General features: G+C 35.6%; 13 protein-coding genes and 1 other annotated feature. Of the genes, 9 read left to right on the top strand and 4 right to left on the bottom strand.

What is annotated here, in order from left to right; all coding sequences use genetic code 11:
- Window positions 1–18: 18 nt before the first annotated feature.
- A complete protein-coding gene (locus AC1DS7_RS07990; protein ID WP_215588921.1) occupies window positions 19–957 on the bottom strand; it encodes an esterase/lipase family protein in 939 nt (312 codons plus the stop codon).
- A gap of 119 nt (window positions 958–1,076) precedes the next feature.
- On the opposite strand from AC1DS7_RS07990, the gene cls reads away from it, so the two are divergent.
- On the top strand, window positions 1,077–2,288 hold the full coding sequence (gene cls, locus AC1DS7_RS07985; RefSeq protein ID WP_012260712.1) for a cardiolipin synthase: 1,212 nt from the start codon (window positions 1,077–1,079) through the stop codon (window positions 2,286–2,288).
- Between the two features lie 53 nt (window positions 2,289–2,341).
- Here cls and pyrH read toward each other — a convergent pair whose 3' ends face one another.
- Window positions 2,342–3,085, bottom strand: a complete 744-nt coding sequence (gene pyrH / locus AC1DS7_RS07980) for a UMP kinase (RefSeq protein ID WP_002012233.1) — start codon at window positions 3,083–3,085, stop codon at window positions 2,342–2,344.
- 380 nt (window positions 3,086–3,465) lie between these two features.
- Between pyrH and AC1DS7_RS07975 the strand changes: the two genes are divergently transcribed.
- The 6 genes from AC1DS7_RS07975 to AC1DS7_RS07950 all read left to right on the top strand — a co-directional run bounded on the left by AC1DS7_RS07975 (window position 3,466) and on the right by AC1DS7_RS07950 (window position 13,612).
- Entirely contained in the window at window positions 3,466–4,737 is a 1,272-nt protein-coding gene (locus tag AC1DS7_RS07975) for a cation:dicarboxylate symporter family transporter (RefSeq protein WP_002012230.1), read from the top strand.
- A gap of 24 nt (window positions 4,738–4,761) precedes the next feature.
- The gene (gene aspA / locus AC1DS7_RS07970; RefSeq protein WP_002012229.1) at window positions 4,762–6,201 is read left to right on the top strand and encodes an aspartate ammonia-lyase; all 1,440 of its coding nucleotides are present in this window, start codon (window positions 4,762–4,764) and stop codon (window positions 6,199–6,201) included.
- Window positions 6,202–6,275: 74 nt separating this feature from the next.
- Window positions 6,276–7,988 (top strand): oxaloacetate-decarboxylating malate dehydrogenase, encoded by a 1,713-nt coding sequence (malS, locus tag AC1DS7_RS07965; RefSeq protein ID WP_002012227.1) that lies wholly within the window; start codon window positions 6,276–6,278, stop codon window positions 7,986–7,988.
- A gap of 64 nt (window positions 7,989–8,052) precedes the next feature.
- Window positions 8,053–9,351 (top strand): ATP-binding protein, encoded by a 1,299-nt coding sequence (locus AC1DS7_RS07960; RefSeq protein WP_476998900.1) that lies wholly within the window; start codon window positions 8,053–8,055, stop codon window positions 9,349–9,351.
- Between the two features lie 2 nt (window positions 9,352–9,353).
- Window positions 9,354–10,286 (top strand): response regulator, encoded by a 933-nt coding sequence (locus tag AC1DS7_RS07955; protein ID WP_476998915.1) that lies wholly within the window; start codon window positions 9,354–9,356, stop codon window positions 10,284–10,286.
- A 119-nt stretch (window positions 10,287–10,405) separates the two neighbouring features.
- A complete protein-coding gene (locus AC1DS7_RS07950; protein WP_476998899.1) occupies window positions 10,406–13,612 on the top strand; it encodes a DEAD/DEAH box helicase in 3,207 nt (1,068 codons plus the stop codon).
- A gap of 135 nt (window positions 13,613–13,747) precedes the next feature.
- Here AC1DS7_RS07950 and AC1DS7_RS07945 read toward each other — a convergent pair whose 3' ends face one another.
- Window positions 13,748–13,879, bottom strand: a complete 132-nt coding sequence (locus AC1DS7_RS07945; protein ID WP_000047589.1) for a DUF3934 family protein — start codon at window positions 13,877–13,879, stop codon at window positions 13,748–13,750.
- 408 nt (window positions 13,880–14,287) lie between these two features.
- Window positions 14,288–14,547 (top strand) — a binding site (T-box leader).
- Window positions 14,548–14,617: 70 nt separating this feature from the next.
- Between AC1DS7_RS07945 and asnA the strand changes: the two genes are divergently transcribed.
- Entirely contained in the window at window positions 14,618–15,601 is a 984-nt protein-coding gene (gene asnA, locus AC1DS7_RS07940) for an aspartate--ammonia ligase (RefSeq protein WP_476998898.1), read from the top strand.
- Between the two features lie 144 nt (window positions 15,602–15,745).
- Entirely contained in the window at window positions 15,746–16,186 is a 441-nt protein-coding gene (locus AC1DS7_RS07935) for a helix-turn-helix domain-containing protein (protein WP_061688938.1), read from the top strand.
- Between the two features lie 289 nt (window positions 16,187–16,475).
- Here the strand turns inward: AC1DS7_RS07935 and AC1DS7_RS07930 are convergent, their stop codons facing one another.
- Complete coding sequence (locus AC1DS7_RS07930) at window positions 16,476–16,928, bottom strand: VOC family protein (RefSeq protein WP_088039161.1); 453 nt, start codon at window positions 16,926–16,928, stop codon at window positions 16,476–16,478.
- Window positions 16,929–17,109 lie beyond the last annotated feature (181 nt).

The raw sequence follows: 17,109 nt of genomic DNA, 5'->3' as shown, positions 1-17,109 counted from the left end.
CTTTTTTGTATTCGTAATTTAAAGTATCTTTTGTAATATAGGAATGCTTTTGTAGAGCACTTCGTTATGTGAAGCATGCACAACATATTTATTTCCTTCTAGAAGAAAAACGCTATGTAGAACAGCGTTACCGTCACCATGTTTTGTAAGTATATCACCGACGACTTTTCCGTCTGTCCATTCTAGTTTTGAATGTGAAGGGACGACTTGTAAATATTGAATCGTTTCTACTCCATCTCCTGCAATAAGTGTAGTTTTAATATTTCTTTTCTGTATAATAAATCTATTTTCATTTAATGTATCGAGGAAAGGGTTTTTCATTTGCATCTTACTATAAGGAAGAAATGTAATAGAAGAGCCTGATCTTATAAATAAATAATTTCCATAATCTTTACAAGGAATAACATCTTGTAATCCTGGAAAGTAACGGTGTATCGCTTCGACTTTATTCATTTTATACAAGGTACTTAAGTAGTGTATGTACTGTTCCATATAGGAACGAACAATATTTATTTTAGAAGATGCATGTACTGGGAGACTACCTCCAGTCCAATAACTATAATTGGGGGGAGATCCAGCGTTTGGTGTACAAAGTATAATAAGTTGCTCCACATCATTTTCATATTCTTCACTTTGAACGTAAGAACGTGCAAGAAGTCCACCCATACTATGACAAACTAAATTTAGTTTATCGCACCCTGTAAATTCTTTAACATAGGCAATTGTTTTTAATAAATATTTTTGAGTGGAAAAAGCAATACGCTGACGCCAGTCATAAAAACAGATAAACAAGTTTTTATTTCGTTCATAGCCGATACTTTCTAACATCATAATGAATGGTTCATAAATAAACGAAGAAAGCCCAAAGTTCCAATTACCGGTACCAGGAATAATAATATTACTCATTGAACCGAAAAGACCTGGGATAAAAATAATAGGAGTTTTTGCTCTTTTCATAGTCTGCTCTCCTTTAAGTTTTTAACATCCGACAAAAAGTAAGAAATACATTTTGTATGAAAACATACTTTAATGAAACACTACGAAATAGTAAGTAATATGAGTGGAAGGAAATCAAAATGATTAAAAAAATATTGCGAGTCACTTCTATTATTATTGCTATTTTCGTTGTTATTTTAATTTGGATGCATATTGACGTTACGCTCGGAAGGAAAATGGAAGCCGGGAAAAATATGCCGACAGAGTATGCGCCTCATTATAGTGACTTTCAATTATATGTGGAAGGGAAGTCGTTTTATAAACAGTTGTTTACTGATATAAGAGAAGCGAAGCGATCTATTTACACTTATTTTTATATTTTATCGGATGATAAAAGTAGCCATACTTTTTTAAACTTATTAAAGGAGAAGGCGAAAGAAGGAATAAACGTATATTTATCGGTTGATTTAATTAATGATTTATCATTTGAAAGAAAGATGAAAAATGAATTGCGGGAAAGTGGTGTTCATTTTACATATAGTAGAAAACCGGAATTGCCATTTGGATTTTATTCACTTCACCATCGTAATCATCGTCGTATTACGACGATTGATGGGGAGATTGGCTATACGGGTGGCTTTAATATGGGGGATGAGTACTTAGGGAAAGATAAGCGATTTGGATATTGGCGTGACTATCATGTGCGGCTTAGAGGAGAAGGAGCAAAAGATTTAGAAGAGCAATTCGCTTTAGATTGGAAACGAGATACGAAAGAACATATAAAAAGAAGTACGAATAAAGCGAGTAAAGGGAATACATTACATACGATGGTTAGCTACAATGGACATCACGTCGCTGAAAAATATATAAAGTTAATAAAACAAGCGAAACATTCAATTGTAATTACAACACCTTATTTTATAGCGAAAAATAAAGAATTAATGAATGCTTTAATTGGAGCGCAAAAACGTGGTGTTACAGTAAAAATACTATGGTCATATAAACCAGATATTCCTCTTATTAAAGAGGCAGCGTATCCTTATATTCGTCAAGCTGTTAATAACGGGATTACGGTATATGGTTATAAAAAAGGTATGTTTCATGGAAAGTTAATGCTGATTGATAATGAACTAACTGTTATCGGTACAACAAACTTTACTGCACGTAGTTTCTATATTAATGATGAGATGAATTTGTATATTCATGGTGGATCTATCGTATCAGAAGTGAATGCGGCGTTAACACAAGATTTTCATGATTCGAAAGAAATGACGAAAGAGTTTTTTGATAACTTATCTTTTTGGGAGCGTTTTAAGGAGAGGTTGGCGGGATTAGTTGATTTTTATTTATAATAATTAAGGAAGAAAGGGTGTCTATAAAGGACACCCTTTTTTGATGGGAATAACTATTTTTCATGCACAAGCATCGAAACATCATCATTAATCAACGTCCCAACATGTTCACCTAAACAAATTCTTTTCATAACACCAGGCTCATCAAAGTTAAAGACGTGTGCCGGTAAATTATAATCTCGAGCAAGCAATAAAGCTGCTTGATCCATTACTTGTATGTTTTGCCTAACAATATCGTTATAGTTCAGTTTACTGTACATTTTCGCTGATTTGTTATGTTTCGGATCACTTGTAAAGACACCGTCTACTCCTTGTTTTGCGACTAAAATGGCGTCGCTATTCATTTCAATGGCTCTTTGTACACTTGGGTAATCTGTTGTAACGAATGGTTGCCCGTTACCACCACCGAATATGACAACATAACCGTTATCTAAATGATGTACTGCACGTAGGCGAATATATGGTTCAGCTACTGCATTAAAAGGGATGGAAGTCATAACGCGTACTTCTCTATCTGTTTTACTTGTTAAAACGCCACGAAGCATTAAGCTGTTAATAATCGTACCTAGCGTACCGATATTATCAGCTTCTACACGATCAATTCCCCATTCTTCAGCTAGATGACCTCTGAAAATGTTACCGCCGCCGATGACAATGGATACTTCGATATCTAGGTCAATAATGGATATTATTTCGTTTGCGATATGTTCTAATCGTTTGGAGTTAAAGCTATTTCCAGATTGATCAGCAAGTGCGCCGCCACTTAGTTTAATTAGGACGCGTTTATATGGTTTCATAACAATTCCCCCTATATAGATTGCAATAAAAAAGGAACAAAGGCGAATGCCTTTGTTCCTTCGTAAGAAAATGAAATAGAAAAGAAATAGATATGATGAACTTCTTCACGTGATTTTTCATAACATCCACTCCTTTTCATCCCCATTTATTTAGAATACGTATATCTTTTAGATTATACGAAATAATCTGATGTTTTATCAAGGTTATTTTATTTCTTTTTTATAAAAAAGTGTCAATGAATATTATAAGAAATAAATTTGAATTTTTTGTGACGAACTTGTAGGTTTTTGTATGATTTTGTAGGTTCGCCTATATGATGTGTGAGTAAGCTTTTATAAATACGAAATGAAAGCGTTCGCATAAAAGGGGATGAACATAAATGAAAAAATTCGGATTGGCAACACAAATTTTTGTCGCACTTGTTTTAGGGATTGTAGTAGGGGCAATCTTTTATGGCAATAAAACGGCGATTTCTTATATCACACCAGTTGGGGATATATTTATTCATTTAATTAAAATGATTGTAGTACCGATTGTTATTTCAGCATTAATTGTTGCGGTAGCTGGTGTAGGTGATATGAAAAAGCTTGGGAAACTGGGCGGTAAGACAATTCTTTATTTCGAAATTATTACGACGATTGCTATTTTAATGGGATTACTTGCAGCAAATATATTCCAACCAGGTACTGGCGTTGATATGAGTAATTTACAGCAAAGTGATATTTCTTCTTATAAACAAACAGCAGATGCAACAGAGAAGAAAGGCTTTGCAGAAACGATTGTTCATATTGTACCGAAAAATATATTTGAGTCTATTACACAAGGTGACTTATTACCGATTATATTCTTCTCAGTACTATTCGGTTTAGGAGTTGCAGCAATCGGAGAAAAAGGAAAGCCTGTTTTTAACTTTTTTGAAGGTGTGCTCGAAGCGATGTTCTGGGTTACAAATCAAGTGATGAAATTCGCACCATTTGGTGTATTCGCATTAATTGCTGTTACGGTTGCAAAATTTGGTGTAGCAACACTACTTCCTTTAGGAAAACTAGTGCTAGCTGTATACGTAACTGTTATACTATTCGTTGTGATTGTATTAGGTATTAATGCGCGAATGGTTGGAGTAAATATTTTTACATTAATGAAAATTTTAAAAGAAGAACTTATTCTTTCATTTACGACAGCAAGTTCAGAAGCTGTTTTACCTAATATAATGAGAAAAATGGAAGAGTTCGGTTGTCCAAAGGCAGTTGCCTCTTTCGTAATTCCGACAGGTTATACATTTAACTTGACTGGATCAGCTATTTATCAAGCGTTAGCGGCATTGTTTGTTGCACAAATGTACGGTGTACACATGTCACTGACGGAGCAAATAACGCTATTATTCGTTCTCATGTTAACATCCAAAGGTATGGCGGGAGTTCCGGGTGCATCATTCGTTGTTGTATTAGCGACGTTAGGATCAATGGGCTTACCGCTAGAAGGCATCGCATTAATTGCGGGAATTGACCGCATTTTAGATATGATTCGCTCAGCTGTCAATGTATTAGGAAATGCATTAGCTGCCATTGTTATGTCGAAGTGGGAAGGCGAATTCGATGATGAGAAAGCAAAACAATATGTAGAAACGGTCAAACAAACAAAAGCAGCGTAAGAGATTGTTAAGGAGTGAGTAATCATGGCAACATTAACTGAAGTTAAAAATGGAGTACGAATTGAAAAAGATTTTTTAGGTGAAAAAGAAGTACCAAATTATGCGTACTACGGTGTACAAACAATGCGTGCAGTGGAGAATTTCCCGATTACAGGATACAAAGTCCATGAAGGTTTAATTAAAGCGTTAGCAATTGTAAAAAAAGCGGCAGCACTTGCTAATGCAGATGTAGGAAGATTGGAATTGAAAAAGGGTGGTGCTATCGCAGAAGCATCACAAGAAATCCTTGAGGGGAAATGGCATGATCATTTCATCGTTGATCCAATTCAAGGTGGTGCAGGAACTTCAATGAATATGAACGCAAATGAAGTCATTGCCAATCGTGCCCTTGAATTATTAGGAATGGAAAAGGGAGACTATGATTATATTAGTCCGAACAGTCATGTAAATATGGCACAATCAACAAACGATGCATTCCCAACAGCGATTCATATTGCAACATTAAATGCATTAGAAGGCTTATTACAAACAATGGGTTATATGCATGATGTATTTGAATTAAAAGCAGAACAGTTCGATCATGTTATTAAAATGGGTCGTACACATTTACAAGATGCTGTGCCAATTCGTCTTGGACAAGAATTTAAAGCATACTCCCGCGTACTTGAACGTGACATGAAACGTATCAAGCAATCACGTCAACATTTATATGAAGTAAATATGGGAGCAACTGCAGTTGGTACAGGCTTAAATGCAGATCCAGAATATATTGAAGCAGTTGTAAAACATTTAGCTACAATTAGTGAACTACCACTTGTTGGTGCAGAAGATTTAGTAGATGCAACTCAAAATACGGATGCGTACACTGAAGTATCTGCAGCACTTAAAGTATGTATGATGAACATGTCTAAAATTGCGAACGACCTTCGCCTAATGGCATCAGGTCCACGCGTTGGATTAGCGGAAATTATGCTACCAGCTCGTCAACCAGGTTCATCTATTATGCCAGGGAAAGTAAACCCTGTTATGCCAGAAGTAATTAATCAAATTGCGTTCCAAGTAATTGGTAACGACCATACAATTTGCCTTGCTTCAGAAGCAGGACAATTAGAATTAAATGTTATGGAACCAGTACTTGTTTTCAACTTACTTCAATCTATTAGCATTATGAATAACGGTTTCCGTGCCTTTACAGATAATTGCTTAAAAGGAATTGAAGCGAATGAAGATCGCTTAAAAGAGTACGTTGAGAAGAGTGTAGGAATTATTACAGCCGTGAACCCTCATATCGGCTATGAAGCAGCAGCTCGCGTTGCGAAAGAAGCAATTGCGACAGGGCAATCCGTTCGAGAACTATGTGTGAAAAATGGTGTATTGTCACAAGAAGAATTAGAGTTAATTCTAGATCCATTCGAAATGACACACCCAGGGATTGCAGGAGCAACTCTTTTAAAGAAAAATTAAAAGAAGAGGGGGACAATCCCCTCTTTTTTGTTTACAATATAGAAATGCTATATATGAATAGAGGTAGGGATGTTATGAGTAAGTTTACAGTGGCTTCTAATGGTGCATTAGAAACAACATTAAGAGGAGCAGAAGTATTATCAACACCACTTTTAAATAAAGGGGTAGCTTTCACACAAGAGGAAAGAGAAGAGTTAGGTTTAAAAGGGTTATTACCGCCAGCGGTTTTAACGTTAGAAGAGCAAGCACGCCGAGCATATGAACAATTTAGTTCTCAGCCGGATGATTTATTAAAGAATGTATACTTAACAGCGTTACATGATCGAAATGAAGTGTTATTTTATCGTATTTTAACAGAGCATTTACGTGAAATGTTACCGATTGTATATACACCAACTGTAGGTGTAGCAATTCAAAGATATAGTCATGAATACCGTAAACCACGTGGCATTTATTTATCAATTAACGATCCATCAGGTATTGAAGATGCATTTGCAAATATCGGTGCAACAGCTGAAAACATTGATTTAGTCGTTGTAACGGATGGAGAAGGTATATTAGGAATTGGTGATTGGGGTGTTGGTGGAATTAACATCGCAATCGGGAAATTGGCTGTATATACGGCCGCAGTTGGAATCGATCCTAGCCGTGTATTACCGGTAATTTTAGATGTAGGTACAAATCGTGAGGAATTATTAAACAATCCATTTTATATTGGAAATCGTCACCCTCGTATAACAGGTGAAGCTTACGATGAATTTATTGATACGTTTGTTCAAGCGGTAAATAAACAATTCCCGAAAGCACTTCTACATTGGGAAGACTTCAGTTCTCGAAATGCACGAAAAATTTTAGATAAATATCGTCATGACGTTTGTACGTTTAATGATGATATTCAAGGTACAGGGGCAGTTTCACTTGCTGCTGTATTATCGGCAGTAAAAGCTTCTGGTGTACCGTTAAGTGAACACCGTGTAGTTGTGTTTGGTGCTGGTACGGCTGGAATCGGTATCGCAGATCAAGTAAGAGATGCAATGGTTCGTGTCGGCTTATCAGACGAAGAATCACATAATCGTTTCTGGTGTATTGACCGTAATGGGTTGGTTACAGATAATATGGAAGATCTTCTTGATTTCCAAATTCCATATGCAAGAAAAGAAGCTGAAGTAAGTGATTGGAAACAAAATGATGCTATCGGACTTGCTGAAGTTGTGAAACATGTAAAACCGACAATTTTAATTGGTACATCTACTGTTGCAGGCGCATTTAAAGAGGAAATTATTAAAGAAATGGCTTCTCATGTAGAAAGACCAATCATTTTACCAATGTCGAATCCAACGCCACTTGCTGAAGCGAAACCAGCAGATTTAATCGAGTGGACAGAAGGAAAAGCATTAGTTGCAACAGGAAGTCCGTTTGAACCGGTTACATATAACGGTGTAACGTATGTGATTGGACAGTCAAATAACGCACTTATTTTCCCAGGACTAGGTCTTGGTACAATTGTTGTTCGTGCAAGCGTCATGACGGATGGAATGTTCGCAGCAGCAGCAGAAGCAGTTGCAAGTATGGTAGATACAAGTCAGCCAGGAGCGCCCATTTTGCCAGAAGTTGAAGAGTTACGTAATATCTCTGAACTGGTTGCGATTGAAGTAGCGAAAGTCGCAGTTGCAGAAGGTGTTGCTAGAGAGAACTTAAGTGATGACGATATTAAGATTGCAGTAAAAGAAGCAATATGGGAACCGGAGTATCGCCAAATAAAAGCGGTAGAAAAGGTTAGAATATAGAAATAAAGCCCGTTTATAATTATAAGCGGGCTTTCACTTTTACAATTGAAAAAAAGCATAGGAAGTGGCACCTTTGAATTGGAATCAATTATGGAAGAAAGATATGTATCTTTTAATTATATTAATGGTTGTTGTTCCGATTGCTGGAGAGCTGAATTTTCATCCTTTTAATGATATGTTTCGTGTTAGTTTCGGGACACCGCTTTTCTTCTTTTTATTACTATTTTTAAGAAGAGTGCCAGCAGCAGCTGCAGGTATTCTTGTAGGTATATCTGTAGTCTTATTTCGTGTATGTCTTGACTGGGTATTGCAAGGTTCATTCCATATGACAGAATCATTTTATTTGCGTTATCCTGTGTTCTTTTATTATTTTATTTATGGAAGTCTTTTTTCGCTTTGTAGGGTGAATAAGTTTCATCAGAAGCCAATTGTGATAGGATGTCTTGGAATTACAATTGAAATTATCGCAAGTATGTCTGAACTTGCGTTTTATCATATGTTAGTGCTGGGGACAACGATAATAGTTTCTGAAGTGAATAAACTAATTATTATTGCTATTTTTCGTAGTTTTTTTGCGCTTGGTTTTTTAAATATGATGATCTTGTATGAAACAAAATTAAAAGAATCACAAGTGCGAAAAGAAAATGAAAAAATGTTGCTGCATCTTTCTAACTTATATGTGGAATCTGTTCATTTGAAAAAAACGTTACAAAATGCGGAGTTAATTACACAAACAGCGTATCAATTATATCGGAATTTACAAGCGAACGATGATTCGAGTAGTAAAACAGCATTGAAAATAGCGGGAGAAGTACATGAAATAAAAAAGGATAATCAAAGAATTTTTGCAGGATTATCTAAACTGTTATTAGATAAAAATGTGGCTGAGTATGTAGAAGGACATGAGCTTGCGGAAATGATTGTGAGAATAAATGAGAAGTACGCTGAAATGTTGGGAAAAGATATACGTTTTTCTAAACATATAGAAGGTGAGCATGCAGAATATCATGTGTACACGGTCTTATCAATTTTTAATAATTTAGTTGCAAATGCAGTTGAAGCAATTGCGGATAATGGCGTTATTATTATTAAGTTATATAAACTTGATAACCATATATTCTTTGAAGTAATTGATGATGGACCTGGTATTGCACAAAAATATAAGAAATTAGTATTTAAGCCTGGATTTACTTCAAAGTATGATCAAACGGGAACACCATCAACAGGAATTGGACTTTCTTACATAAACGAAATGGTAACAGAGCTCGGAGGAGAAGTGAGATTAGAAGACCGAGAAACTGGCGGAGGGTGTAAGTTTGTCGTTTGTTTACCGGAGTGCAGTTTAAAGCGGGAAGGAGAATGAAGTTGTTTTATTATATCGTAGATGATGATGAAGTTTTCCGCTCTATGCTTTCACAAATTATTGAAGATGGTGATCTTGGGGAAGTAATTGGAGAATCGGAAGACGGAGCTTTTATTGAAGCCGACCAACTAAATTTTAAAAAAGTAGATATTTTATTTATTGATTTATTAATGCCAATGCGAGACGGGATTGAAACAGTTCGGCATATTGCGTCCTCTTTTTCAGGGAAAATCATCATGATTTCTCAAGTTGAATCGAAACAGCTTATTGGTGAGGCGTATACACTTGGTGTTGAATATTATATTACGAAACCATTAAATAAAATTGAGGTTATATCTGTTGTACGTAAAGTAATGGAACGTATTCGTTTAGAGCGCTCTATACATGATATTCAAAAATCATTGAATAACGTTTTTAAGTGGGAACAGCCGCAAGTTCGAAATGAGCCAATGCAGGAAGGAAAAAGAATAGCAGATTCAGGGCGCTATTTATTATCAGAACTCGGTATTGCGGGAGAGAATGGAAGTAAAGATTTACTTAGTATGTTGGAATATTTATATGGACAAGAAAAAGAGCAAACGTTTGAATTTGGATTTCCTGCGCTAAAAGATATCTTTCACCATATAACTATAAGAAAATTAGAGAATATAGCTTCAGATGCAGATATAGATAAGGAGAGAAAAGCATCTGAACAAAGGGTACGTAGAGCGATTTATCAATCGTTAAATCACTTAGCTTCCCTTGGATTAACAGACTTTTCAAATCCGAAATTTGAAAGCTATGCTCCGAAATTTTTTGATTTCACTGTAGTTAGAAAACGAATGACAGAAATGAAAAAAGATGAAGTAGCAACTTCTGGCCATATACGAATTAATACGAAGAAATTTATTCAAGTGTTGTATTTTGAGGCGAAAAGGTTGATGGAGATAGAGTGAAAAAAGGTGCTTATATACAAGCATCTTTTTTTATTAAATCTACATTTTATATTTTCTCTTGGAGCATGTAAAATGTTAGTTAAGAGAAACTGGTTTTAAAGTAAGGAAGTGTCAAAACAATGGGTTTTACATTAAATAAATCGATTATTAAAGAAGTATGCGGAGAAACCTCATATAAAAGAGGCGAAGCTTATTATAAATCAAATAAAGTAATAATAAATCATTATGATGAAAATAAAGAAATTTGCGAAGCGACGGTAAAAGGGAACGAAGATTTTCATGTTACAGTAGAAAAAGCTAAAAAAGGTGATGTTGTTGCGAAATGTAGTTGTCCTTCGTTAGCGTCTTTTCAAACATACTGTCAACATGTTGCGGCAGTATTGATACAAATAAATTATAATCAGCAAACCGGTGGAATGGTGCCTCTTAGTAGCGGGAATATGAGTGGAAATGATCAATTAACAAGCGGGATGTTTCATTTATTTGCAGAAAAACCATTAAGACCAAAAAGTAAACAACACCGTTTTGATACACGTGAAATACTTCATGTTGAATTTATATGTACGCCAGTAGTTACGAAAAATGGTGGGGCACTGCTAGGTATTCAGTTTAAACTCGCCAAGATGTATTTTGTAAATCATATTAGAGAATTTCTTTCCAATGTGGAGAAAAGAGAGTCCTATAATTGTTCGAATAAATTTACATATACACCGGATGTACATAGCTTTAAGCAAGAAACCGATGCGATTATTCAGCAGCTCATTAAAATTTATCATAATGAAAAAATGTATGAGGATACACTGGAAGTACATGCAAAACAAGATGATAGTATGATTTTAATACCGCCAGCTTCATGGAAGGATATGCTTTCTTTACTTTCTAAAGTTGAGTTTGTGGGACTTAATCAAGATGGAAAATCTTTTCACGGTTTACAAATTTCAAAAGGGCTACTTCCTTTACATTTTGAGTTTAATAAAGGGAGTAACGGTGGGTTTACACTTTATATTGACGGCTTACAACAAGTAGAAGTAATGGATACGTATAGTTATGCTCTATTTGGAGGGAAACTGTATCAGTTGAATGCTGAGGATTGTAAGCGACTTATCGAATTACAAAAAATGATGAATCGTTCTAGTAGTAACCAATTGTATATTCCAGCAGATAAGATGGAGCACTTTGTAGCAAAAGTTGTACCAGGGTTAATGAAGCTAGGAACTGTGCGAATAGATGAGGTAGTATCAGATCGTGTTGAAACACCCGCATTAAAAGCAAAATTGTATTTAGATCGAGTGAAAAATCGTTTGTTAGCAGGTCTCGAATTTCATTATGGAAACGTCGTGATTAATCCGTTAGAAGAGGATGGGCAGCCATCTGTTTTTAATCGTGATGAGAAAAAGGAAAAAGAGATTTTAGACATTATGAGTGAAAGTGCCTTTGCGAAAACGGAAGGCGGTTATTTTATGCATAATGAAGAAGCTGAGTATAACTTTTTATATCATGCTGTTCCAACGTTAAAAGGTTTAGTTGATATTTATGCGACGTCAGCCATCAAATTACGAATTCATAAGGGAGACACAGCTCCTCTTATAAGAGTTAGAAGGAAAGAGAGAATTGATTGGTTATCATTTCGCTTTGATATAAAAGGTATTCCAGAGGCAGAAATTAAAGGGGTATTAGTGGCACTTGAAGAGAAACGAAAATATTATCGTTTAGCAAGTGGTGCTCTACTATCACTTGAGAGTAAAGAGTTTAATGATATTAATCAGTTTATAAAAGAATCTAGTATTCGAAAAGGATTTTTAAAGGGCGAAGAAATAGATGTCCCTCTTATTCGTAGTGTGAAATGGATGAATTCACTGCAAGAAGGAAACGTATTAAGTTTAGATGAGTCTGTTCAAGAATTGGTAGAGAACATTCAAAACCCTAAAAAGCTGAAGTTTGCGGTGCCAAGTGGTTTAGATGCGATAATGAGAGAGTATCAAACATACGGATTCCAGTGGATGAAAACACTTGCCTATTATCGTTTTGGCGGCATTTTAGCTGATGATATGGGACTGGGGAAAACGTTGCAAAGTATTGCTTTTATAGACTCTGTTTTGCCGGAAATTCGAGAGAAGAAACTGCCTATATTAGTTGTTTCTCCGTCGTCCCTCGTTTACAACTGGCTTAGTGAGTTGAAAAAATTCGCTCCACATATTAGAGCAGTTATTGCCGATGGAAATCAAGCAGAGCGCCGAAAAATTTTAAAAGATATAACGAAATTTGATGTTGTCATTACGTCATATCCTCTACTGAGAAGAGATATAAGGTTATATGAGCAGCCATTTCATACGCTATTTCTTGATGAAGCACAAGCATTTAAAAATCATACGACGCAAACTGCAAGAGCGGTAAAAACAGTGCAGGCGGAGTACCGTTTTGGATTAACAGGAACACCTGTAGAAAATTCATTAGAAGAGCTATGGTCTATCTTCCACGTCGTCTTCCCAGAATTATTACCGGGAAGAAAAGAGTTCGGTGATTTAAGACGTGAAGATATTGCGAAGCGGGTAAAACCTTTCGTGTTAAGAAGGTTAAAGGGTGATGTATTACACGAACTCCCAGAAAAAATTGAGCACTTGCAATCATCAGAACTTTTACCAGATCAAAAGAGGCTTTACGCAGCTTATTTAGCAAAGTTAAGAGAAGAAACGTTAAAACATTTGGATAAAGATACGTTACGTAAAAATAAAATTCGGGTTTTAGCTGGTTTAACGAGACTACGGCAAATTTGTTGTCATCCTGCTTTGTTTGTTGATGACTATAAAGGTAGTTCAGCTAAATTTGATCAGCTGCTAGAAATTTTGGAGGAATGCAGAAGTACAGGGAAGAGAATTCTTATCTTTTCCCAATTTACGAAGATGCTTTCGATAATCGGACGTGAATTAAATCGTCAAGCAGTTCCATACTTTTATTTAGACGGGAGTACACCAGCGCAAGAACGTGTAGAGCTATGCAATCGGTTTAACGAAGGAGAAGGGGATCTATTTCTTATTTCGTTAAAAGCTGGTGGCACAGGACTAAATTTAACAGGTGCAGATACAGTTATATTGTACGACTTGTGGTGGAATCCAGCTGTTGAACAACAAGCTGCGGATAGAGCGTATCGAATGGGACAAAAAAATACAGTGCAAGTGATTAAGTTAGTAGCACATGGAACAATTGAAGAAAAAATGCACGAGTTACAAGAGAGTAAGAAAAATTTAATCGCTGAAATTATCGAGCCGGGAGAAGAGAAGTTATCTTCTATTACGGAGGAAGAAATCCGCGATATTCTTATGATTTAATATGCAAAAAGCTATGCTTTCATAGAGATGAAAGCATAGCTTTTTTGTTGTAATAATTATATTTTGTTTTGTACAAAGTAAAGAGATAAAGTGAAACTTTAAATAGTGGGAGTTGTTCGTCTCCCACTATTTATTTTATTTCTTTGTACCTTTACTTTTGTATGGTTTTGCAGCTTTCTTTTTCGCACTTGATTGCCAACGGTTCCATCCTTTACTTCCTGTACCTTGTCCTACACCTTTTTTCGGTTTTGCTTTCGTTTTACTCATATGATCACTCCGTTATATAAAAAATCTGATTTGATAATAGCCAATGTTTTAGAAAAATACTATCGATAAATGACTATGCTTGCTTTAAATAAAAACAAACTGCTTGAATGCTATAGTATATCATGAAATTGCGAGTAAACTGAAAGGAATTATAAAGAAAATGAAAATAATAAGAAATACTGCGGATTCTATATTTCGAACAATCACACTAGTTGTTGTATATATGTTAGTTTCAATTAGTGAAATGTTTTTTGGATTGAAGAGACAAAGGAAATAAAAATGTTATATTAAGAACAGTCGGTAAAGGCATAAAATAAAGAATTGAAAAATATTTTAAAACTTTTTGTTGACTTTATCGATTTTTTGTATAGAATAATCATTAATAAAATGTTTCAGAGATGTGACAATAAAACGACTATGAAAGGACGAGTAGTAGTAGGATGTAGTTTAAGCGAGTCAGGGACGGTGTGAGCCTGATACGAAGCCTATTATGAAGAACCTCCTGGAGTCGCTAACCGAAATCCTTTATAGGAAAGTAGACTTAGCCGGGAACTTCGCCGTTACAAGAAGAACAGTATCGAGATTTTTTAATCTCCGTATTGTATAAGTGAGCAACCTCTGTTGCTAATTTGGGTGGTACCGCGGAACCAAAGTCTTTCGTCCCAGTTTTTTGGGAAAGAAGGGCTTTTTTTGTTGGCTTCTTTTCACAACATCCAAACATTTTAGGAGGAAACCACCATGTATCAATCATTAATGACAGTAAGAGAGACTCAAATCGCAATTAAGGAAGTTAAAACATTTTTTGAGGATCAATTAGCAAAACGACTTGAACTATTCCGCGTATCTGCACCATTATTCGTAACGAAGAAATCAGGATTAAACGATCACTTAAACGGTGTAGAACGTCCAATTGAATTTGATATGTTACATTCAGGAGAAGAATTAGAAATTGTACATTCACTAGCGAAGTGGAAAAGATTCGCATTACATGAATACGGATATGAAGCTGGTGAAGGTTTATATACAAACATGAACGCGATTCGTCGTGATGAAGAACTTGATGCAACGCATTCCATTTATGTTGACCAATGGGATTGGGAAAAAATCGTTCAAAAAGAATGGCGTACTATCGATTACTTACAAAAAACAGTACAAACAATTTATGGAATATTCAAAGAATTGGAAGATCACTTATTTGAAAAGTATCCGTTCCTTGGAAAGTATTTACCAGAAGAAATTGTTTTCATTACTTCTCAAGAACTGGAAGATAAATATCCAGAATTAACACCGAAAGATCGTGAACATGCAATTGCGAAAGAACACGGTGCAGTCTTTATTATTGGAATTGGTGATGCACTCCGTTCAGGTGAAAAGCACGATGGACGCGCGTCCGATTATGATGATTGGAAATTAAACGGTGACATTTTATTCTGGCACCCAGTACTACAAGCTTCGTTCGAATTATCATCAATGGGAATTCGTGTTGATAGTAAATCACTTGATGCGCAATTAACGAAAACAGGTGAAGACTTCAAACGTGAGTACGATTTCCATAAAGGTATTTTAGAAGACGTTCTACCATTAACAATTGGTGGTGGTATCGGCCAATCAAGAATGTGTATGTACTTCTTACGTAAAGCACATATCGGTGAAGTTCAATCTTCTGTATGGCCTGACGATTTACGTGAAGCTTGCAAGAAAGAAAACATTCATTTGTTTTAATAGAAATATGAGGGAGAGTGGCTCGAAAATAGAGTTACTCTCCCTTTTTTATTGTGTAAACTGCTGGTTTACAGTGAGTGTTACTAATAGTTTCTTTCTTTTTCATCTCCTTTTATGTAATAATTTGTTAAAGGAGGGGGCGTTATGAACTTGGGAGAACAATTAAAAAAATTACGAGAGTCAAAGGGTTTTTCGCAAGAGGATGTTGCAAAGAAAATTGGGGTAACTAGGCAAGCTGTGTATAAGTGGGAAAATGATAAAAGTTACCCTGACATTGATAATTTAATTTTATTGAGCGAAATGTACAACGTTACGCTCGATGAATTAATAAAAGGGAATCAAAACTTTAAAGAGAAAATACATATTGATGAAGAAGATGAGGATTTTGAGAAAGAGAATGAGTTTGGTTTTTATATTGGATTTGGTTTGCTAATTATGAGTGCTTTCATTGATTACGAAGGAATTCAAGAGATTTTATTAGGGGCTGCGCTATTCATGATGGTCTTTTATTCCGACGTGAAGAAAGTTATTTTGAATGAATTTCGCTCGTTATTTAAAGGGAAAGATATATATGATAAGAAGTGAGAAGAGTCCGTTATATTTCCTAGGAAAAGGTACTGCGAATAATCTAATTGTTTTATAATGAGTTTTAGATATAGGTAATATGTTAAAAAGCTGTTTGTATAGAGTCTTGAAATCTATGTGTAAAATGATAATAAAGTTATTTAATTTTAAAAGCTCAAACGAGTATAGCCCCGTTCTAAAGTTAGGACGGGGTTGAAAATCTAAGTTTTATTGAATAAGAATTTTCTTCAAATATTTTTACTTCAGTAATGTATATTTCAGTAAAGGCCTTTTATAAAACGTCACTTACTTATTTGTTACTGAGTTGTTCCGCCAAACCGATTAGAATTCCTTCGGTTCCACGAATGTAGCAGAGTCGATACGAGTTCTCATACTGAACTACTTCTCCAACGAGCTGAGCACCATGCTTAGTAAGTCTGGATACCATTTCGTCAATGTCCTCGACGGTGAACATGACGCGCAGATAACCGAGGGCGTTTACAGGAGCTGTCCGGTGATCTGCTATAGTAGGTGGGGTGAGAAATCGCGAAAGTTCAATTCGGCTGTGACCATCTGGCGTAACCATCATAGCAATCTCTACGCACTGAGAACCGAGTCCAGTTACGCGACCAGCCCATTCACCTTCGACAGTAGCTCGCCCTTCGAGTTTTAATCCAATCTCCTTGAAGAAAGAGATTGCGTTATCAAGAGATTCTACAACGATGCTGACATTGTCCATTCTTAGTAATCTGTTGTTTGCCATAGTCTTTATCTCCTTATGTGTAAAAATTTATCCCGCTATTTGCGGGCAATAAGACTCCCACCTCAAAATTCGGCGAATGCGAGGAAGTTAGGTGGGAGATAACTGCCCGATTGTTGAATAGAATGACTTGCTTCCGTTTTTTAACAATTTTATTGTTCTTCAAACGACTTTATTTTAAACT

The sequence above is a fragment of the Bacillus sp. P4_E1 genome (genome assembly GCF_056401715.1).
This window is presented reverse-complemented; position numbering and strand designations above follow the sequence as displayed.

Excerpts from the sequence above, each read along its gene's own strand:
- asnA (WP_476998898.1), top strand. The coding sequence starts at position 14,618 with ATGTATCAATCATTAATGACAGTAAGAGAGACTCAAATCGCAATTAAG.
- malS (WP_002012227.1), top strand. The coding sequence starts at position 6,276 with ATGAGTAAGTTTACAGTGGCTTCTAATGGTGCATTAGAAACAACATTA.
- cls (WP_012260712.1), top strand. The coding sequence starts at position 1,077 with ATGATTAAAAAAATATTGCGAGTCACTTCTATTATTATTGCTATTTTC.
- AC1DS7_RS07945 (WP_000047589.1), bottom strand. The coding sequence starts at position 13,879 with ATGAGTAAAACGAAAGCAAAACCGAAAAAAGGTGTAGGACAAGGTACA.
- aspA (WP_002012229.1), top strand. The coding sequence starts at position 4,762 with ATGGCAACATTAACTGAAGTTAAAAATGGAGTACGAATTGAAAAAGAT.
- AC1DS7_RS07935 (WP_061688938.1), top strand. The coding sequence starts at position 15,746 with ATGAACTTGGGAGAACAATTAAAAAAATTACGAGAGTCAAAGGGTTTT.
- pyrH (WP_002012233.1), bottom strand. The coding sequence starts at position 3,085 with ATGAAACCATATAAACGCGTCCTAATTAAACTAAGTGGCGGCGCACTT.
- AC1DS7_RS07990 (WP_215588921.1), bottom strand. The coding sequence starts at position 957 with ATGAAAAGAGCAAAAACTCCTATTATTTTTATCCCAGGTCTTTTCGGT.
- AC1DS7_RS07950 (WP_476998899.1), top strand. The coding sequence starts at position 10,406 with ATGGGTTTTACATTAAATAAATCGATTATTAAAGAAGTATGCGGAGAA.
- AC1DS7_RS07930 (WP_088039161.1), bottom strand. The coding sequence starts at position 16,928 with ATGGCAAACAACAGATTACTAAGAATGGACAATGTCAGCATCGTTGTA.
- AC1DS7_RS07975 (WP_002012230.1), top strand. The coding sequence starts at position 3,466 with ATGAAAAAATTCGGATTGGCAACACAAATTTTTGTCGCACTTGTTTTA.